The organism is Deltaproteobacteria bacterium (assembly GCA_005879535.1).
Taxonomy (GTDB): Bacteria; Myxococcota; Myxococcia; order Myxococcales; family 40CM-4-68-19; genus 40CM-4-68-19.
Window position 1 is genome coordinate 1 of the sequence record VBKI01000088.1, and the last position, 19,334, is coordinate 19,334.

General features: G+C 68.4%; 14 protein-coding genes and 1 tRNA gene. 6 read left to right on the forward strand and 9 right to left on the reverse strand.

The window, feature by feature from the left end; all coding sequences use genetic code 11:
• Positions 1–2,615, forward strand: a 2,615-nt coding sequence (locus E6J58_20600; protein ID TMB33420.1) for an alpha-amylase, incomplete at its 5' end; no start/stop codon positions are given.
• Here E6J58_20600 and E6J58_20605 read toward each other — a convergent pair.
• From E6J58_20605 to E6J58_20620, 4 genes are all read right to left on the reverse strand, one after another.
• Positions 2,604–4,727, reverse strand: a complete 2,124-nt coding sequence (locus tag E6J58_20605) for a fimbrial biogenesis outer membrane usher protein (GenBank protein TMB33421.1) — start codon at positions 4,725–4,727, stop codon at positions 2,604–2,606. The two genes, E6J58_20600 and E6J58_20605, sit on opposite strands and share 12 nt — an antisense overlap.
• 158 nt (positions 4,728–4,885) lie before the next feature.
• A complete protein-coding gene (locus tag E6J58_20610; GenBank protein TMB33422.1) occupies positions 4,886–5,641 on the reverse strand; it encodes a molecular chaperone in 756 nt (251 codons plus the stop codon).
• Positions 5,642–6,211 (reverse strand): spore coat protein U domain-containing protein, encoded by a 570-nt coding sequence (locus E6J58_20615; protein TMB33423.1) that lies wholly within the window; start codon positions 6,209–6,211, stop codon positions 5,642–5,644.
• Between the two features lie 22 nt (positions 6,212–6,233).
• Positions 6,234–6,785, reverse strand: coding sequence for a spore coat protein U domain-containing protein (locus tag E6J58_20620; GenBank protein TMB33424.1), 552 nt, complete (start codon positions 6,783–6,785; stop codon positions 6,234–6,236).
• 133 nt (positions 6,786–6,918) lie between these two features.
• Between E6J58_20620 and E6J58_20625 the strand changes: the two genes are divergently transcribed.
• The gene (locus E6J58_20625) at positions 6,919–7,395 is read left to right on the forward strand and encodes a spore coat protein U domain-containing protein (GenBank protein ID TMB33425.1); all 477 of its coding nucleotides are present in this window, start codon (positions 6,919–6,921) and stop codon (positions 7,393–7,395) included.
• Here the strand turns inward: E6J58_20625 and E6J58_20630 are convergent.
• On the reverse strand, positions 7,392–9,935 hold the full coding sequence (locus E6J58_20630) for a M1 family peptidase (GenBank protein TMB33426.1): 2,544 nt from the start codon (positions 9,933–9,935) through the stop codon (positions 7,392–7,394). The two genes, E6J58_20625 and E6J58_20630, sit on opposite strands and share 4 nt — an antisense overlap.
• A 73-nt stretch (positions 9,936–10,008) precedes the next feature.
• Here E6J58_20630 and E6J58_20635 point away from each other — a divergent pair, with 73 nt between their 5' ends.
• Positions 10,009–10,677 carry a type 1 glutamine amidotransferase gene (locus tag E6J58_20635; GenBank protein ID TMB33427.1) on the forward strand — a complete coding sequence of 223 codons (669 nt, stop codon included), beginning with the start codon at positions 10,009–10,011 and terminating at the stop codon, positions 10,675–10,677.
• Positions 10,678–10,679: 2 nt separating this feature from the next.
• On the opposite strand, the gene E6J58_20640 is transcribed toward E6J58_20635, so the two are convergent.
• Positions 10,680–13,559, reverse strand: coding sequence for a 2-oxoglutarate dehydrogenase E1 component (locus tag E6J58_20640; protein ID TMB33428.1), 2,880 nt, complete (start codon positions 13,557–13,559; stop codon positions 10,680–10,682).
• A 56-nt stretch (positions 13,560–13,615) separates the two neighbouring features.
• On the opposite strand from E6J58_20640, the gene E6J58_20645 reads away from it, so the two are divergent.
• A tRNA-Leu gene (locus tag E6J58_20645) sits at positions 13,616–13,699 on the forward strand.
• 5 nt (positions 13,700–13,704) lie between these two features.
• Here the strand turns inward: E6J58_20645 and E6J58_20650 are convergent.
• Positions 13,705–14,319 (reverse strand): DedA family protein, encoded by a 615-nt coding sequence (locus E6J58_20650; GenBank protein TMB33429.1) that lies wholly within the window; start codon positions 14,317–14,319, stop codon positions 13,705–13,707.
• Positions 14,320–14,365: 46 nt separating this feature from the next.
• On the opposite strand from E6J58_20650, the gene E6J58_20655 reads away from it, so the two are divergent.
• Positions 14,366–15,991, forward strand: a complete 1,626-nt coding sequence (locus tag E6J58_20655; protein TMB33430.1) for a signal recognition particle protein — start codon at positions 14,366–14,368, stop codon at positions 15,989–15,991.
• A 22-nt stretch (positions 15,992–16,013) separates the two neighbouring features.
• Here E6J58_20655 and E6J58_20660 read toward each other — a convergent pair whose 3' ends face one another.
• Positions 16,014–17,408 carry a hypothetical protein gene (locus E6J58_20660; GenBank protein TMB33431.1) on the reverse strand — a complete coding sequence of 465 codons (1,395 nt, stop codon included), beginning with the start codon at positions 17,406–17,408 and terminating at the stop codon, positions 16,014–16,016.
• Positions 17,405–18,274: an ABC transporter substrate-binding protein gene (locus E6J58_20665; protein TMB33432.1), complete on the reverse strand. Its 870-nt coding sequence runs from the start codon at positions 18,272–18,274 to the stop codon at positions 17,405–17,407. The genes E6J58_20660 and E6J58_20665 overlap by 4 nt, the downstream gene beginning before the upstream one ends.
• 14 nt (positions 18,275–18,288) lie before the next feature.
• On the opposite strand from E6J58_20665, the gene E6J58_20670 reads away from it, so the two are divergent.
• The gene (locus E6J58_20670) at positions 18,289–19,260 is read left to right on the forward strand and encodes an NAD(P)H-quinone oxidoreductase (GenBank protein TMB33433.1); all 972 of its coding nucleotides are present in this window, start codon (positions 18,289–18,291) and stop codon (positions 19,258–19,260) included.
• Positions 19,261–19,334 lie beyond the last annotated feature (74 nt).

Consider the following 19,334-nt stretch of genomic DNA (forward strand, 5'->3'; position numbering starts at 1 on the left):
GCGACGGCACCAACTGCGAGAACCTCCCCGAGACCCACGGCTTCCTCAAGAAGCTCCGCGCCCACGTCGACGAGCGGTTCAAGAACCGCCTGCTCCTCGCGGAGGCGAACCAGTGGCCCGAGGAAGCCGCCGCCTACTACGGCGACGGCGACGAGTGCCACATGAACTTCCACTTTCCGATCATGCCGCGGATCTTCATGTCCATCCACATGGAGGACCGGCTGCCGATCGCGGACATCCTCGCGCAGACGCCGCAGATCCCCGCCAACTGCCAGTGGGCGCTCTTCCTGCGCAACCACGACGAGCTGACGCTGGAGATGGTGACGGACGAGGAGCGCGACTACATGTACCGCGCCTTCGCCCACGAGCCGACGATGCGGATCAACCTCGGCATCCGCCGGCGCCTCGCGCCGCTGGTCGGCAATGACCGGCGACAGGTCGAGCTGATGAATGCGCTGCTCATGTGCCTGCCCGGCACGCCGGTGCTCTACTACGGCGACGAGATCGGGATGGGAGACAACGTCTTTCTCGGCGACCGCAACGGCGTGCGGACGCCGATGCAGTGGAGTCCCGACCGCAATGCCGGGTTCAGCCGGGCCAACCCCCAGCGGCTGATCCTGCCGATCATCATCGACCCCGAGTACCACTACGAGTCGCTGAACGTGGAGGCCCAGCAAGGCAACCCCAACTCGCTTCTTTGGTGGACGAAGCGGCTGATCGCGTTGCGCAAACGCTTCCAGGCTTTCGGGCGCGGCAGCATCGAGTTCCTCTCCCCCGAGAACCCCAAGGTCCTCGCCTTCATCCGCCACTTCGAGGAAGAAACGGTCCTGGTGGTGGCGAACCTCTCGCGCTTCACCCAGTACGTCGAGCTCGACCTCCGCCACTTCAAGGGTCGCGTCCCCATCGAGCTGATCGGCAAGACGCGCTTTCCGCCCATCGGGGAGCTGCCCTATCTGCTCACGCTGGGTGAGCACGCCTTCTACTGGTTCTCGGTCGAGGAGCCGCGAACAGCGGCCATGGACGCGCGCGAGGCGTCGTACCATCCGCCGGCGTTGGAGGTGGCGAGCGGCTGGGAAGGAACGTTCACCGGCGGTGAGCGATCCGCGCTGGAGATGGTCCTGCCGGGCTGGCTGGAGGGACGCCGCTGGTTCCGCGGCCGCCACAAGGACATCTCGCAGGCGCGGATCGCCGACGTCATCGCGCTGGATTCGATCCGCCTGGCGTTGGTGCAGGTCGAGTTCAGCCACGGCGAGCCGGAGCAATACGTCCTGCCGCTGGCCCTCGAAGCAGGCGAGAAGCCCGCCTCGCCCCAGGCGGTGATCGCCGTGCTCCGGCGCGGCGACGGCACGCAGATCTACCTCGTCGACGCGCTCTTCGACTCCGCCTCCGCGAGCGCGCTGCTCGACGCCATCCGCACGGGAACCCGCAGCCGCGGCGCCGCCGGTCTCCTGGCGGCGACCGGCCGGCCGGGTCTGCCGCAGGGCGAGGCGCGGCTGTACCGGCAGGAGCATCACGCGGCGTCCGTCCAGTACGGAGACGCCCTGCTGCTCAAGTTCTACCGCCGCCTCGGTGAAGGAATGAGCCCGGAGCTGGAGATCTGCCGCGCCCTCACCGAGCGCGCGCCAAACGCGCCCGTGGCCCCGCTCTGGGGATCGCTGGAGCTCCGTCCGCGCCGGGGCGAGCCGATCACCATCGCGACGCTGCACGGCTGGGTGCAGAATCAGGGCTCCGCCTGGCACTTCTTCCGCGAGGAGCTGCGGCGGTACTTCGAGCGCGTCCTCGCCACCAGCCGCGAGCTGAAGCCGCCGCCGCGACCGGCGGGATCCATGGTCGATCTGGCCGAAGGCGAGGTGCCGCCGGCGGCCAGGGAGATGCTCGGGAGCTCGCTGGCGGCGGCGCGACTCCTCGGCAAGCGGACGGCGGAGCTGCACGCGGCGCTGCTCTCCCCGGACGACGCCGCGTTCTCGCCCGAACCCTACAGCGCTCTCGACCAGCGCTCGGTCTACCAGACCAAGCGCAACCTGACGGGCAAGGTGCTGCGGCAGCTTCGCTCCGCGCGGCTCCAAGGCCGCCCCGCCGAGCTGGCCCAGCAGCTCCTCGCGCGCGAGCGCGATCTCTACGCCAGCTTCGAGCCGCTGTTGCGCGGCCGGCTCACCGCCCAGCGCGGCCGGATCCACGGCGAGTACCATCTCGGCAACGTGCTGTGGACCGGCAAGGACTTCGTGATCGTCGACTTCGGGCAGAATCCGGAGAAGCCGCTGCCGGAACGGCGCCGCAAACGGAGCGGCCTGCGCGACGTCGCCTCGATGCTCCGTTCCTTCGACCTCGCCGCGACGATCGCGCTGCGCGATACCGCGACGGTCCGCGAGAGCGAGCGCGGCGCCGCCGAGCCGTGGGCAAAGCTGTGGTCCACCTGGGCGCCGGCAGCATTCCTCGCCGCGTGGCTCGAGGGAGCGAAGGGCTCGCCCTTCCTGCCACAGACGCGCGAGGAGCTCGAGATGCTGCTCCACACCCACGTCATCGAGAAGGCGCTCGACGAGCTCGGCATCGAGCTGGGGCGCCGCGACGACTGGGCGCTGGCTGCGCTGCGCGCGGTGCTCGAGCTACTGGGCTGAAGCGACGCGCCCGCCGCGGCACGAGATCGTGCCGAGGTTCACCGAAGCGCCGGCGTCGTTCGGAACCGTCAGCGCGAACCTGCAGGTTCCCTCGCGGAACTCCACTTCGGCCGCGTGCGCTCCGGCGCCGAGATTTCCGAACCAGAATTGCCCTTCGGCGCCGAGCGGGCTCTTCAGCCGCGCGTCCAGCGTCAGCTCGCCGAACGCCGGCACCGTGGTTCGCCCGTCCAGCTCCACCCGGATCAGCCCCTTCACGCTGGTCACGCGCTGCACGTCGAAGGACACCAGCGCGCCGCCGCGGGCAGTGGTGGCGACGACCTTCTCGATGGCGCCGATCTGGTAGTCGATGGGAATGTCGGCGTCGCCGATCCGCAGGCGGTTGCCGTAGTAGGGCTGCAAGGCGGGGATGAGGAGGTTTCCGCCGCCGTCGGTCCGGCCGATCTCCTGGTTGTTGAGGAAGCCTCGGACTCCCTCGAGCCCCGGAACCTGGATCAGCGCGAAGCCTTCCTGGACGGGTCGGCTCGCCATCCAGTTGCCGCCCACCAGGACCAGTGAGCCCGCCGCGGTCGCCGTCGCCCCGTCGCCCCCACCGATCCGATCGTAGGAGGCCACATAGCTGCCGTACGGCCCCTGGTATTGGACCTGGCCGAGGCCGGAGGTCGGCTGATCGCGATCGAACGTGGAGCGGAGCTGATAGCCCCAGCCCTCTCCGAGCGGCAGCGACTTCTGCACGCCTGCGGTCGCCGTTCCCGCGTGGCTTCCGGCGCTGCCACCGAGATCTCCGGTGGTGCTGCTCCCGAAGCTGTACATCAAGGTGGCGAATGCGAGCCATTCCGGCCCCACGCCGGGGCTGCGCAAACGCGATACGCTCAGCGAGAGCGAGAGCGTGTTCGAAATGTGGACGTCGCTGCGAACGGTGAGCGCGGACGACAGGCCCGTGTCCCGCATCGAATTGAGCTGTCCTTCGAGGACCACGTTGACGCGCGGGAGCAGGGGCGCGCCGACCGCCCCGCGAAGCTGCAGCAGCGGTCGATCGGCGGCGGCGGGAGTGGCCAGGTTGGAGTAGCCCGGCGTCATGCCCCGCACCGAGGCGCCCACGGAGAGACGGCGCGTGAAGACGGTGTAGGACAGCGCTCCCGCGGCGCCGGTCGTCGCTCCGTCCGCGCTGGCGGCAGCATCCAGGTCGAGCTCTCCCACGGGAAGCGCCAGCGCGAACGTCGGACCGCCGCTCGCCAGGAGCGAGGTCCCATCGCTGCGCTGGAGAGCGGACTCGAAGCGGTACCCGAGGGTGATCTTGTCGCCGATGCCGAAGCGATGCCGCGCCAGCAGCTCGGGAGGACCGTAGTGAAGCGATTCCTCTCCGAATCCGATCCGGCGGAATCCGAGGTGGTAGCCATACTCGCTGATGCCGTCGGCGAGAACGCCCGACGCCGAGTAGTACGGCGAGGCGAATTCCTGCGTGCGCCCGAAGGCGTCGCGCACGACATAGCTGACCTGTCCGACCCCACTGCCCACCGGCAGGTTGCGCACCTCGAACGGACCGGGCGCGATCTGCTGCTGCCGCAGGAGGACGCCATTCATGTACACGTCGAGCGTCGAGGGAGTGAGGATGGCGCCGGACAGCTTCGGCAGCGGCTGGCGGACGAAATAGGGATCCAGCGAGAACTCGCGGGTGACGCTGATGCCACTGAGCTGGGCAGTGCCGCCGAGCTCCGAGGAGAGGCCGATGGCGTCGCCGACCTGCACCCGGCGCATCTCGCCCGGATCGTCGACCAGGAAGTAGGAGAGACCGCGCACGACCGAATGATCGGGGAGCACGGAGAAACCCGTGAAGCCGAGATTCCCGCGGAAGCTGGCGCCGACCTCGCCCGCCCCGCTCAGCGTGCCGTGACCGTCAGCGGTCACCGAATAGTTGAGGAACGCGCTGGTGTCCCTCCAGCAGCCCCGGCTGCGCGACAATCCGGACCGCCAGCGCCTGCGGATCGAAGCGAAACTCGATCTCCGGAGCCAGCGACCGCAGCGAAACGTACTCGCGGCCGTCGTGCAGCTCGCGGGTGCCCCGCAATCCGCGGAGGCCGCCCTTCTCGAGGTCATCCACTGCGACGAGCGCATCGTCAGGGGTTTCTGCTCCCCGCAGATACACGAGCACCGTGTCGCGGGAGACGTCGTTGACGAACAGCTCCAGGTACGCGCGCTGGTCGGATCCGGGCTGCGCGAAAAGCGCCGGGGCGCCGAGCAGAAGCAGCGCCGCGGCGCGCGCGCGCATATCGTTAGGTGTGGCAGGCTCCGCCCGGGGTATCGAGCGGCTCCTGCAACACCTGCTCCTTGTCCGTCTTTACGGACACGACGAGCCGGCGGACCTTCGCACAGGCGTCCTTCGGGACCTCGAGCTCGTACCGCCTGTGGCCACCGGCGAGCACGTACCAACCTTGCGCCTGTTTCTCGAAGAGCTTCTCTCCCCCCTGGGCAAAACCCTCCAGTCGGACGGAATCGACGCGCAAGTGCACGTTGCCGGTGTTCTGCACGTCGACGGCGGCGCCGCCGCCCCCGAGCGACAGCGCGGAGAGCTTGTGGTCCTCGAGGGACTTCACCGGCGCGAGAAAGACGGGAATTCCCACGCGCGTCAGGACCCGCACGGTGGACCGGACCTGCGGCTTCTCAGCCGCGGGCAGCTCCTCGAGGAAGACCCGATACGTCTTCTCGATAGGCCCGAATGGGACCAGGGACCCTACGCGCAGGCTGCGGGTCTCGCCGACCTTGAGCTCGAGGATGATGGGGAAGACGATGATCTCCTCGGTCGGGGCAAGCTTCATCCCCGTCCGCGCGTCCTCGTCCCAGGACATCACCGAGACCTGGTAGCGCTCATCGTCCGGGCCCTCGTTGCGCAGCGTCAACAGCGACTTCGACGCCTCCGGCGTGAGCCACACCTGCACCGGCGAGATGTTGAGCCCCGAAGCGCGCGCGCGCCCGGCTCCGCAGAGGAGACCGAGCGCGAGCGGGATGTACGCCTTGCCGGTCGCGGTCACCTAGAAGTTGACCGTGGCGGTGACGCTGTCGGAGTAGTTGATGGCAACGGGCACGTCCTGGCCCGGGGGAACGATCCCGAAGATGGTGATGGTCTGCGCGTTGATGTTGGGGACGGACGGCGCGAACGTCGAGGTGCCCGAGGTGCCGTCGCCCCAGTAGGCGGGGCTCGCGCTGGTGGCGCCGGGGCCTCCCACGCCGTTCGGCACGAACAGATCATAGGAGAGGAAGTTGCCCGCTGCGGGGGTACCGTTGTTCATCGCACGCTTGCCGGCAAGGTTCTGGCCGAAGTTGAGGTTGGCGAGCGACAGGGAGAGCACCGGCGACGCGCCGCGGGTGCAGGTGAGCGTGAAGGTGGTGTTGCCGGCGAGACCGGTGCTCGCGTTCGCGCTCACCGGGTCGTAACTCCCGAACGCGAGGTCGCCGATGGTGCTCATCACGCACACTGCATCGACGCGCGCGGTGGCGTTGAAGCTCTGGGTGGCGGACCCCGCTGCCCGCGCCGGAGCATTGGCGAAGAGCAGCACGGCGAACACGGCGGCGGTGAGGAGCTTTACAGAGTTCCGGGGCATCTTCGACTCCTTGTTTGCGGGCTTAGAAATTCACCGTGGCGGTGACGGTATCCGTATAGGTGCCGACAGGGACGTCCTGACCGGCGATTGCGGCGCCGTCCATGTTGAAGGTTCGCGCCGCCTTGCTGGGCGGGGCGGAGGGCACGTACGGGGCGGCGGTGGTCCAGGGCGTCGTCGTGCCCGGCCAGTAGATGTCGTACCCGAGGTAGTTTGTCGTCGCGGGTAGCCGCATCGCGCGAGGGCCTGCCGAAGCCTGGCCCGCGTTGAGGCCGTTGTCGAGGCCGATGCTCGGCGCGGACCCCTTGGTGCAGGCGATGGTGACCGTGCCGCCGGTGGCGGCGGCATTCGAGCTGGCGTTAGCCCCGACCGGATCGTAGGTAAAGCTGATTCCGGTGGTGCTGATCGTGCAAAAGGCCACCACCGTGCCCGTCACTGTGAACGGGGTGCTGGCGCTGCCGGCGTTGGCGCCGGGGGCGAAAACCACCAGCGCGAGCAGTGCGGCGAGCGTGTGGCGCGGCAAATGATTGCGGCGAGTCGTCACGGCTTCCCCCTTGGGCTTCGGTAGCCAGATTATGAGCCATGCGTTGCGACGTCAAGAACATGACTATCGAAAATTACAGATAAAACGTAGAGATGAATGGCCCTTTGCAGGGCGTCGTGCGCGTTTTGCACACATTTGCTCCCCGGACCAGATGGTTTTGTAATTTTTGTGGAGCCGGAACTCGGAATGGCGCAGGATCACGCGGGTGATCCGCCGCCTTGCTGCCGCCGCTCTCGCATTCGCGGCCGTCGCTGCGCCCTCGGCTCACGCCGCGCCGACTTGCAAGAACATCGCCGTCACCGCGCTCGCCTTCGGAAACTACGACGTCTACAACGCGGTCCCCGCCGATTCCGCCGGGACGATCAGCTACGACTGCCCGAATCCGCTCACTCCCACAGTGACCATCGATGCCGGCCTGGCGTTCTCGGGCGGCCGGCGGCGCATGACAGGCACCCCGGCGACGGATTGGCTCTCCTACGATATCTTCGTCGACGCGGCGCGGACGGTGGTGTGGGCTTCAACGCCGGTTGCGGTACCGGCCGGCATCAACCGGACCGTCTCCTACTATGCGCGCGTCTTCGCGCAGCAGGACGCGTCGGTCGGAAGCTATTCCGACACGCTGGTCGTCACGTTCAATTTCTAGACCCTCTTCCCCCGCAGGAACGCGGAGAGCTCCGGCAACAGCCTCTCGCGCAAGGCGACGTCCGCCCGCAATCGCTCCAGGGTTTGCGCTACCGCCTGCTTCGCCGGCGACAGCTCCTGCGCGCCGAGGAACCTCTCGACCTCGTCGAGGTGCCTCCGCTCCGGCAGGTTGCCCAAGGCCTCGATGAGGCGCCGCAGGAGCATCGGCGAGTCTCCTTTGCGCCGCACTTCTTCCCACCTGCTCTGCACCAGGCGCCAGGTGGCGTCGCGCGCCTCGCGATTTCCCAGCAGGGTTCCCACGTAGCTGGCGAAGTCCTGCATCTGCACGAAGGGGTCGAGCGCGAGATCGACGGCGCGCTGGACCAGCCCGGGGCGCTCGACCAGCGCGAGCGCGTGCAGGTAGCGCCGCTTCGCGGCGGGGTCCAGCTCGATTCCGGCGCGTTCGCGCAGCTCCGCGAATCGATCCTCGTCCGCCTCCCGCGCCGCGGCCGCTACCACGATGTCGAGCAGGTTCGGATCGAGCGTCCCCGGATGCGCGAGGTGCTCATTGAAACGCCCGGTCGCTTCGGCGATGGAAGCCGGATCGCGCGCGACCAGCGCCAGCGCGCGCAGGACCGCCGCGCGGCGCAGGCGGCGCTCGTCGTCCTCGCCTTTCGCCGGCTCCCAGCCGAGCTCCGCGCCGGCGCCGGCGAAGAGCGAGCGGATCCAGGCCTGCAACGCGGGCCGGTCGGCCGTTTCGACGCCGCGATGCTCGAGCCAGGCAAGGCGGCTCACCACCTCGTCGAGCACGGTGTGATCCTCTTCCTTCTTCAGGCTGGCGAGCAGCTGGAGGAAGGCGTCCACTTTCACGGCGTTGGCGCGCACGAGCGCCCACTGATCGGAGACCAGCGCCATGCGCTCCTCGGGCCGCAGCTCGGCGATCGCGGAGACGAGCCGCCGGAGCAGCTCCGGATCGTATGCGGTCCGATAGAACCCGCGCGCTCCCGCGTTGCCGAGCACCCAGCCGATCTTCCCGCCCGTGTCCACCGTGTCGCTGGGCGACTTGAGCAGGGTGCGCCGCTCGCGGCCGTCGACGCGCAGGACGAGCGGCACGAGCCATTGGGTCGGTTCCGGCGCAGCCTGCGAGTCGGAAAAGAAGCGCCGCTGCGTCACCGTGATCCTGCCGCCTTGCTCGGTCAGGGTGACCAGCGGGTACCCCGTCTGCCGGATCCAGCCGTTCGCGAGCTCGAGGATCGGCTGCCCGGAAGCTTCCGCGAGCGCGCCCCAGAGATCGTCGGCGGTCGCGTTGCCTTCGCGATGCCGCCGCATGTAGAGGCGGATGCCCTCGCGGAACTTCTCCTCGCCGAGATACCCCTCGATCATGCGGAGGATGGCGCCGCCCTTCTCGTAGGTGATGGCGTCGAAGCTCTCGCCGGCTTCCTCGGCGTTGTGGATCTCGGCGCGGATGGGGTGACTGGACTTGAGAGCATCGAGGTGCAACGCAGCGCCCTTCCCGGCCTCGAAATCCATCCATACCCGCCACTGCGGCCGCCACTGGTCGACGATCTTGTAGGCCATCCAGGTCGCGAACGCCTCGTTCAGCCAGAGGTCGTCCCACCACACCATCGTGACCAGGTTGCCGAACCACTGGTGAGAGAGCTCGTGGGTGATCACCTCGGCGACCCGCTTCTGGACGTTGAGAGGCGCGGTCTTCGGATCGAGCAGCAGCGCCACTTCCCGGTACGTGATGCAGGCCGCGTTCTCCATCGCGCCCGCCTCGAAGTCCGGCACGCCGACCTGGTCGACCTTTCCGTAGGCGTAAGGCTGGGCGAAATAATCCTCGAGCAGGGGAAGCACCGCGGAGGCCACTTCCTGGCCGAACGCCGTGAGCCCCTGCTTCTGCGGCACCGCCCAGGTCCGCACCGGGTACGCCCGCACCTTCTGCTCCGGGCTGGAGGCGAGGTCGCCGATACAGATCGCCACCAGATAGCTGCTGAGCGGGGGAGTCTCGGCGAATTGGACGGTGCGGCCGCCGCCGGGCTCCTTCTGATCCTTGACGACCTGGCCGTTGGAAATGGCGGCGAGCCCCTCGGGCAGACCCACGAGCTGGAGGTTCCATCGCGCCTTGAACGCGGGCTCGTCGAAGCAGGGGAATACCCGGCGCGCATCGGCGGCCTCGAATTGGGTGACCGCGAGCGGGCCCGCGCGATAGAGGCCGCGAAGCCCTGGGCTGAACTTTCCGCTCCACGCGAGGTCCAACATCGCGTTGCCGGGCGGCAGATCCTCGTCGAAGCTCAGCGTCAGCGTTTCGCTTTCGGCATCGGCGCCGACGGCCGCCTTCAGCGCGCGATCCTGGATGCGCGCGCGGGCGCGGGAGACTTCGAGGCCGATGCCGTGGAGATGGATCTCGCGCCGCGGCGCCCGCAGGCGAATCTCCAGCTCCATGCGGCCCTCGAATGTCCCTTTCTCCAGGTCGGGAGCGAGGTGAGCGCTGTAGCGCAGGGGCTTGCAGTCGGTGGGGAGCCGGAAATTCTTGCCGAGGGCCACGGGGCGGACCTCCATCAGGAGGGCCTTCTTACGCACAGGTTCCCGCGGCCGTCACCCGTGAAAAGCGCGCGATGTATTCTCCGCCCGGATGCTCATCGTCGTGCAGCACGAGCCAGGCGAAGGCCCGGGCAGCCTGAAAGCTTTCCTGGGAGGCGCGCGAATCGTCCGCACCTTCGCGGGCGAACCGGTGCCCGACGAGTGCGACGCGCTGGTCGTCCTCGGAGGCGGAATGGGCGCATACGAGCAGGACCGGCTCCCTCATCTGCGCGACGAGATCCGCCTGTTGGGGCGGTGCATCGACCAGGAGAGACCGGTGCTCGGGATCTGCCTGGGCAGCCAGCTGCTCGCGGCCGCGCTGGGCGGGCAGGTCGCGCCGGCGCCCGCCAAGGAGATCGGCTTCTATCGCGTCCGTCTGACGCCTCAGGCGCGCGAGGATCGTCTGTTCGGCTCGGCGCCAGGGAATTTCGTCGCCTTCCACTGGCACGGAGACGCATTCACGCTGCCGCGCGGAGCGGTGCCGCTGGCCTCCAGCACGCTGACGCCGCTGCAGGCATTCCGCTTCGGCGCAAGCGCCTGGGGAATACAGTTCCACCTCGAGGTCGACGAAGAAGTGCTCTCCGCCATGATGAGCGGCGAGGGGGAGCTGCGCGACGCGGGTGTCGACGTCGATCACTTGCGCGCGCAGGCAACGCGCGAGCTGCCGCGCCTCCGGGCGGTCGCGGAGGACGTCTTCGCGCGCTGGGCGAAGCTGCTCTGACCTTACTTCCTGGGCACTGCGTCGCCGAAGGCCTGGTCGACGAGAAGCTGTTGCTCGTACTTGTGGCTCTTCTCGCTGCCGGTGGCGGGGCTCGCGCTCTCCGCGCGAGCGACGGGAATGAGCCTTCCCTTCCCGACCACCTCCGGCCAGCGTGCCCGCACGTGGTACCAGGCGCCCATGTTGAAGGGCTCCTCCTGGACCCAGATGAGCTCGGCTCCCTTGAAGGGCTTCACCACCTCCGACAGCGACGCGTCCGACAGCGGGTAGAGCTGCTCGAAGCGCACGATGGCGACGTCGTCCCGCTTCTTCGTTTCGCGCGCCGTGATCAGGTCGTAGTAGACCTTGCCGCTGCAGAGCAGGACCCGCGTCGCCTGCTTCGCGGGTGGGTCGACGATGATGCGCTGGAACGACCCGCGCGCAAGGTCACGCAGCGACGAGACCGCGAGCCGGTGCCGCAGCAAGCTCTTCGGCGTCATCACCACCAGCGGCTTGCGCCACGGGCGCACGACCTGCCGGCGGAACAGGTGGAAGATCTGCGCCGGCGTCGTCGGGTAGCAGACCTGGATGTTGTCCTCGGCGCAGAGCTGGAGGAAGCGCTCCAGCCGCGCCGAGCTGTGCTCCGGACCCTGCCCCTCGAACCCGTGGGGGAGGAGCAGGACGATGCCGGAGAGGCGGTTCCACTTGTCTTCGGCCGAGGAGATGAACTGGTCGATCACCACCTGCCCGCCGTTGGCGAAGTCGCCGAACTGCGCCTCCCAGCAGCAGAGCGCCTCCGGCATGTCGAGGGACCAGCCGTAGTCGAAGCCCATCACGCCGGCCTCGCTCAGGGGCGAGTCGAAGATGTCGAAGCGGCCCTGTCCCTCACGGAGGTGAGCGAGCGGTGTGTACCGCTTGCCGTCGCGCGCGTCGGCGAGCACTGCGTGGCGGTGGCTGAAGGTGCCACGCCGCGCGTCCTGGCCGGAGAAGCGGATGGGAGCCCCGTCGTCGAGCAACGTCGCGAACGCGAGGTGCTCGCCCACGCCCCAGTCGAAAGGCTCGCTGCCGTCGCCCTCGGCGAGCTTGCGCCGGCTCTCGAGCAGCTTCGCCACCTTCTCGTTCGGCGTAAACCCCTGGGGAACCTGTGAGAGCTTCACCAACAGCTCGCGCAACCTCGGCTCCGGCACGGCCGTTGGAACCTCCGGCGTCGCAGAGTCGGGACCACCCCGGTACTTCGACCACAGGCCGGCCATGGCGGAGACGGTCCGCTTCGCGCCCTCCTTGCGGGTGCGCTCCAGCTCGGTTTCCAGGCGCGCCATCCGCGTGCGCATCAGCTCGTCGGCCTCGCCGCCGGTGGCGACGCCTTCTTCGGCAAGGCGCTGGGCGTAGACCGCGCGCGGGGGCTTCTTCTGCCGGATCACCTCGTACATGCGCGGCTGGGTGAAGGCAGGCTCGTCGCCTTCGTTGTGGCCGTACTTGCGGTAGCTGTAGAGGTCGATGAGCACGTCCTGCTGGAACTGCTGCCGGTAGTCGACGGCGAGCTGCACCGCCCACACTACCGCCTCGGGATCCTCGCCGTTGACGTGAAAGACGGGCGCCCGGAGCACGCGGGCGATGTCGGTGGCGTAGGGAGTGGAGCGGGCGTCCTCGGGATTGGTGGTGAACCCGACCTGGTTGTTGACGATGACGTGGACGGTGCCGCCGGTGGCGTATCCTTCGAGGTTCGCGAGATTGAGCACCTCCGCGACGATGCCTTGACCGGCGAAGGCCGCGTCCCCGTGGATGATCACGGGCAGGACCTTGCGCCGCTCCGGATCGCGCGGCGCGGGCTCGCCTTCCCAGTTGAGCGTGCGATCCTGCTTGGCGCGCACGCGGCCTTCCACGACGGGATCGACGATCTCGAGATGGCTCGGGTTGAAGGCCAGCGAGAGATGCATCGTGCGGCCGTCGGCCAGCTTGCGGTCGCTGGAATACCCCATGTGGTACTTCACGTCGCCGCGCCCCATCATCGTTTCGACTTCGGTATCCTCGAACTCGGCGAAGAGCTCGTTGAATCCCTTGCCGAGCGCGTTGACGAGGACGTTGAGGCGGCCGCGGTGCGCCATTCCCATCACGATCTCCTCGCCACCCTGACGGCCGAATTCCTCGACGAGCCAGTCGAGCAGTGGGATGAGGCTCTCCGCTCCTTCCAGCGAGAACCGCTTCTTGCCGATGTACTTGCGGTGGAGGAACGTCTCCAGCGTCTCGGCCTCGGTGAGCCGCGCCAGGATGCGCAGCTTCTGCTCGCGGGACAGCGTCGGCGTGTTCTCCGCGGCCTCCATGCGCTCCTGCAGCCAGCGCTTGATGGCGGGATCCTCGCCGTGCATGTACTCGACGCCGATGGTGCGGCAGTAGGTCCGGCGCAGGCGGGCGAGGATCTCGCGCAGCGTCATCTCGCCCTTGCCACCGGCGAAGTCGCCGGTCGCGAAGGTCTTGTCGAGATCCGCGTCGGAGAGGCCGAAATGCTCGATCTCCAGCTCCGGCGGCGGCGGCTGGAGGAGCCCGAGCGGGTCCAGATTGGCGAAGAGGTGGCCGCGGATGCGGTACGCGTTGATCAGCTCGGCGACCTTCTCCTGGAGGATCTCGGCGTGAAGGCGATTCTGCACCTCCGGAATCGAAATGACGTCGAAGCCGAGGTGCGGCGGAGCCGAGAGGGCAAGATACCCGTTCCCGTCTCCGTCTCCCGCAGGCGTAGCGACTGGCTGCGACCAGGCGCTGGCCTGGAAGGGCGGCGCGGTCGGCAACCCGTGGAGGCGGGCGAAGTACTGCTGCCACTCGGGGGAGACGGCGGCGGGGTTGTTGCGCCACCGCTCGTACTGATCCTCGACGAAGACCTGGTTGATTCCGAAATCGCGGTCGAAGTCCATGGGGCGCGGGAAGATAACCGCGCGCCGCGGTAAGATCCAGGCTGGAGCCGTGCAATGCCCGGGTGGCGGAACGGTAGACGCGGAGCGCTTAAAACGCCCTGAGCCTGAAGCTCGTGCCGGTTCGAGTCCGGCCCCGGGTACACTTTCACGGCGTCGTCGGGCCTCGGGTCCGTGCCTTCGCGCGCCGCCGCAACAGCCAGATCAGCGCGATGACGAGCGCTACCGCAGCGGCGAGGCCCCACTGTACGCGGTGCAGCACCGCCCGGATGTCGTCGAGGTGCTCGCCGCCCTTGAGACCCAGATAGACGACGATCGGCACGGTGACGGCCGCGGAAAGGGCATCCGCGAGGAGGAACTTCCAGAGCGGCACCCGCGAGGCGCCGGCGAGGAAGAAGATGGGAGCGCGAAGCATCGGCGTGTGCCGCCCGACGACCACGGTGAGAAAGCCGTGCCTGGCGTAGTGCATCCGGAGCCTTTCCTGCCGCTCCAGCGAAAGGTGCTTCACCACCATCCGGTGCCGATAGGCGGCGGGACCCAGCCGCAGGCCCCAGTGGTGGATGAGGACGTCGCCGAGCAGGACGCCGAAGTAGCCGCAGCCGAGCGTGGGCCAGAAGTTGGTGACGCCGCGTGCCGCGAGCCCGCCGCCCAGGAGCAGGGTCAGGTCCTCGGAGATGGGCACCCCCAGCCCCGCCGCCGTGAGCACGGCAACCATTGCCACGTAGGTGAAGTCCGAAAGGAACTGCGAGAGCGCGTGCTCCACGCCTTCCTCTGTATGTTAAAACCCGCCCTCTTTCGAGGAGCATCGCATGCTGGATGCAGTCACCAAGGGCTTCCGTGCCGCCAAGCACAAGCTGACCGGAAAGGCCGAGCTCACGGAAGCGAACATCGACGACGCCCTGCGCGACATCCGCGTCGCGTTGCTGGAGGCGGACGTCGAGTTCAACGTCGCCAAGCGCTTTCTCGCCCGCGTCAAGGAGAAGGCGCTCGGCGAGGTGGTGGCGACCGCGGTCACCGACCGCAAGGGCCGCAAGCTGCAGGCGGCTCCGGGCGATCACTTCATCAAGATCTGCCACGACGAGCTGGAAGCGCTGATGGGTCCGGTCGACACCTCCTTGTCGTTGACGCAGAAAGGCGAGCGGCCGGCGGGCGTGATGATGGTGGGACTGCAGGGCTCGGGAAAGACCACCACGGTAGCGAAGCTCGCCAACCTCCTGCTCAAGCGCGGCAAGAAGCCGCTGATGGTCGCCGCCGACATCTACCGGCCCGCAGCGGTGGAGCAGCTCAAGCAGCTCGGGCAGAAGCTCGACATCCCCGTCTTCCACGAGGAGAACGTCAAGCCGCCGGACATGGCGCAGCACGCGCTCGCGTACGCCGGCCAGAAGAACCGCGACGTCGTCCTCTACGACACCGCCGGCCGGCTCGCCATCGACGAAGAGATGATGAGCGAGCTCGAGCAGCTCAAGTCCCGTGTCCAGCCGGAGAACATCCTGCTCGTGGCGGACGCGATGATCGGTCAGGACGCGGTGAAGACGGCGGCGGAGTTCGATCGCCGCCTGGCCCTCGCCGGCTTCGTGCTCACCAAGCTGGACGGCGACGCCCGTGGAGGCGCCGCGCTCTCCATCAAGGAGGTCACCGGCAAGCCCATCAAGTTCATCGGCATGGGCGAGGCGATGGACAAGCTGGAGGAGTTCCGTCCGGAAGGCCTCGCGTCCCGGATCCTCGGCTTCGGCGACATCGTCGGCCTGATGAAGGACTTCGAGGGGGTCGTCGACGAGAAGAAGGCGGAGGAGGACGCGGAGAAGATCCTCACCGGCAACTTCGACCTCCACGACTTCGTCGAGCAGATCAAGCTGGTGAAGAAGATGGGCAGCGTCAACGAGCTGCTCGAGAAATTCCCGCTGTTCGGCGAGCTGCCCGAGGGAGTCAGCTTCGACGACAAGGAGCTGCACCGGGTCGAAGCGATCATCTCCTCGATGACGAAGACGGAGCGCAAGAACCCCTCGGTGATCGGCGACGAGCGCATCGTGCGCATCGCGCGCGGGTCGGGCCAGAAGAAGGAGCACGTCCGCGGTCTTCTCGATCGCTTCTTCGCCATGCAGAAGGTGATGCGCCAGCTCGGCGGCGGTCCCGGTGCTCCCGGAATGAACCTCCTGCAGCGTCTTCCCGGCTTCCGCCAGCTCGCGCAGCTCAACCAGCTCAAGGGCATGAATCCGGAGGACCTGGCGAAGCTGTTCGGATTGCCCAAGGACCTCGGCGCCGGCACGCTGCCGGCAGCAGGCGGCAAGGGATCGCACTCCGCCGCCGTTGCCCGGGCCCGCCTGATGGGAATGGGCGGCGCGCCGGCGCGGCAGATGACGGACGAAGAGAAGCGCCGCCTGCGCGAGAAGCGCAAGAAGGAGCGGCAGAACAAGAAAAAGAACCGCCGCCGCTAGAGCGCATCTCATGCGCTCCAGGCTACGGCCGCTTCGATCGACGCCGGCGCACGAGCACGGCGGCACCCGCCATCAAGGTGACGACGGCGCCGGGATATCCCCAGGCGATGCCCGGGCTCCCCGTCGTCTCCGGCTTGTAGGCGGCGCGCCGCTGCGCCGCGGCGTCGTGATAGGCGACGAGCGCCGGCACCGGATCGTGCGGCTTGCCCGGGAACCGCCGCTGCCATTCGCGCACCGCCGTGACAGCGCGCTGCAACCCGCGCTCCTGGATGGCGTAGAAGTCGCGGATCGCCTGCTCGGCTTCCGGCGTGTGCAGGACGTACGCATCGGGATCGTCTCCCTTCGCGCCGTCGTACTCGTGCCCGTACACCCCGTCACGCAGCGTTTCCGACGAGTATCGCCATGCCAGCCGATAGACTTCCGGCGCTTCCCGGCTGGACCGCTCGATGATGGCGCGCACCAGGTCGGGAGCGGAAGCGATCTCGCGATCCGGGACGTCGATCGCGAGCGGCAGCTCCCCCAGATGCTTGGCGAACAAGTCCTCGGAGAGCAGGTGATGATTTGCGATCAGGCGGAGCCCGACCTGCTTCAGCGATCGCCGTTCCCCGAAGACGCCCCCGAGGGTCTTCAGATCGCGCAGCTTCGACTGCAGATAGGCGGTCTCGAAGAACTGGTAGATCCCGACCTGGACGGTGTGGATCTGGTTGCAGACGTCCTCCAGATGGTGGAACGCCGCTCCGGCGAACGCGCCCTGCAACCACACGGAGGACGGCAGCTTGCTCTGTGCCGCCAGGGCCGCGAGATCGGTATAGAGCTGCACGAACTCCGCTCCATACGCGTGTGCGGTCGGCGGCACCGCGAAACGCCAGGGCTCCTTCTTCAGCACTTCCGGGTCGTCGCTGAGCGGACCTTCCACCAGGCCGTAGTGGGCGTGTCCCTGGCTGGTCGTGCTGGTGAGGCTGCCGAAGTCGAGCGTCGCGGGGTCATACGGCATCGGGGATCCATCCGCCGCGCGGACGATCTCGCGCGTGCGCGGGTCGCGCAGATAACGATGCCGGTTGCGCTCGTCGTCGTCGGGCCAGCGGCTCGCGCTCTCGAGCAATCGCGCCAGCGTTCCCACGTCGTCGTCGGGCGTCAGATCGAACCCGTGCACGCGCGCCGCCGGATCGAGCATCAGGAACTGCTTGAAGTCCCAGGCGCTGAAATCGTGGATGGTGGGAAAGCGGATCGCGAACGCCTCGTAGGCCGAGGCGCGGATCCAGAACTGCGCGCGAAAGTCGTCCAGATCCTGCTGCGTCGGGGCGGCGACCCGCGCGTCGTTCGGCAACGCTCGCCGCGTGATGAAGGCGTGGACGGCCTCGTTGTAGGCCGCGGCCGGCAGCGCGAGCAGCGCAGCGACCAGAAAGGCGCGCTTCATCGCAGGGAATCGACCAGCGCGCGGAGCCGGGGAACGCCTTCGATGCTCTGCGCGCCATACCAGGAAAAGTCGCGCCCGCCGCACCGCACCACCTTGGTGCCGTGGGGAAGCGCGGCGCGGAACACGGCGGCGTCGTCCTCCGAGAAGGGATGCGGCTCGTCCGGGAGCAGCACGATCTGCGGCGCCCGCTGCACCACTTCGTCGAGGGCGATGCGCGGATATCGCGTATCGCGCGTCCCGGCCGGCCGTGGAACGGCCTGGCCGAGATCCGCCGCCAGCGGATACATGCGCTGGCGATCCGCGAAGACGTTCTCCCCGCCGCCGAGCCGCAGGGCGTCGTTCATGAACGTCTGCCCGTTGATCGTCATCAGCGGGTCCATCCAGATGGGCACGAAGGCGCGCAGCGCGCGCTGCCTCCCCAGCGCCGCCTCCGCTTCCTGCAGCGCCGCGTACCCGCGCCGCAGAAGCTCGCGCGCGTCCGCCTCGAGGATCTTCGCCAGGCGGCCGAGATGCGCGATCCCTTCCGCCGCCGTCTTGGGGAACGAGACGAAGACCGGCAGGCCGAGCTGCGCCAGCTGCTCGAGATGAGCTCGCGAATTCTCCTCCTGGTTTGCCAGGATCAGGTCCGGGAGCAGCCGCGCGATCGCGTCCACGTCCGCGTCCTTCGTACCGCCGACGAGGGCGACCGACTCCGGCGCCTCGCAGTATCGCGTGCGCCCGACGAGACGGTCGCCGGCCCCGAGGGCGAGCACGTTCAGCGTATCGCTCGGCACCAGCGAGACGATGCGCCTCGGAGGCCGCAGGAAGATCGATTCGCGCTGGCGGTCGTCGGCGATCCGGAGGGCGGGCATGGGGCAACCCTTCATAGTAAGAGTCGCCCATGCGCGCCATCGTCGTGAAGCGGCCTGGTGGGCCGGAGGTCCTGAAGCTCGCCGAAGTGCCCGATCCCCAGCCGCGTGAAGGTGACCTGATCGTCCGCGTCCGCGCCGCCGGCGTGAACCGCGCCGACGTGCTGCAGCGCCTCGGACGATACCCGCCGCCGCCCGGTGAACCCGACATCATCGGCCTCGAGATCTCCGGCGAGGTGGAGCATGCCGCCGGACCCTACGGACGCGGCGACCGGGTGATGGCCCTGCTCGCGGGCGGCGGGTACGCCGAGAGCGCTCGCGTGCCCGCGACGCAGGCGATGCCGATTCCGGGCCAGCTCTCCTTCGAGCAGGCCGCGGCGATTCCCGAAGCCTTCCTCACCGCGTGGCTGAACCTTGCCACGCTCGGCGCGCTTCAACAGGGCCATGTCGTCGTGGTCCATGCCGCCGCCTCGGGGGTGGGCAGCGCCGCGCTTCAGCTCTGCCGCGGCATCGCCAGCGTGGTCCTCGCGACCGCTTCGCCGGGCAAGCTCGACGCCTGCCGCGAGCTGGGGGCAACGCACCTGCTCGCCCGCGACGAGGTGCCGAAGCGTCTGGCCGAAGCAGTCCGCGCCGCATCGGGTGGGCGCGGCGCCGACATCATCTTCGACATCGTCGGAGGCGCGTACCTGGAAGCGAACGTCGCGGCGCTCGGGCTCCACGGCCGCCTTTGCTGCATCTCGACCCTCGCCGGCAGCAAGGGGATGCTCGACATTGGCGCCCTCGTCATGCGCCGCCTCACGGTGCTCGGCTCCACCGTGCGCAGCCGCAGCGCGGAACAGAAGGCGCGGCTGGTCGCCGACTTCTCCGCCCGCGCCCTGCCGCGGTTCGAGCGGGGAGAGCTTCGCGCCGTGGTTTCGCGGACCTATCCGCTCGCCGAGGCAGCCCGCGCGCACGAGGATCTGGAAGGCGATCGCGTTGTAGGGAAAATCGTCCTGATTCCGTAGATCTGAGCACGACGAGAAGTTTGTCGCCTGCTTTCTCCTCGCGCAGAATGGCTCGCGATTCACGCTCATTTCCG

Coding starts and splice junctions, on each gene's coding strand:
- E6J58_20640 (TMB33428.1), bottom strand. CDS start 13,559: ATGGACTTCGACCGCGATTTCGGAATCAACCAGGTCTTCGTCGAGGAT.
- E6J58_20660 (TMB33431.1), bottom strand. CDS start 17,408: ATGAAGCGCGCCTTTCTGGTCGCTGCGCTGCTCGCGCTGCCGGCCGCG.
- E6J58_20615 (TMB33423.1), bottom strand. CDS start 6,211: ATGCCCCGGAACTCTGTAAAGCTCCTCACCGCCGCCGTGTTCGCCGTG.
- E6J58_20635 (TMB33427.1), top strand. CDS start 10,009: ATGCTCATCGTCGTGCAGCACGAGCCAGGCGAAGGCCCGGGCAGCCTG.
- E6J58_20655 (TMB33430.1), top strand. CDS start 14,366: ATGCTGGATGCAGTCACCAAGGGCTTCCGTGCCGCCAAGCACAAGCTG.
- E6J58_20665 (TMB33432.1), bottom strand. CDS start 18,274: ATGAAGGGTTGCCCCATGCCCGCCCTCCGGATCGCCGACGACCGCCAG.
- E6J58_20670 (TMB33433.1), top strand. CDS start 18,289: ATGCGCGCCATCGTCGTGAAGCGGCCTGGTGGGCCGGAGGTCCTGAAG.
- E6J58_20630 (TMB33426.1), bottom strand. CDS start 9,935: ATGGAGGTCCGCCCCGTGGCCCTCGGCAAGAATTTCCGGCTCCCCACC.
- E6J58_20605 (TMB33421.1), bottom strand. CDS start 4,727: ATGCGCTCGTCGCAGTGGATGACCTCGAGAAGGGCGGCCTCCGCGGAT.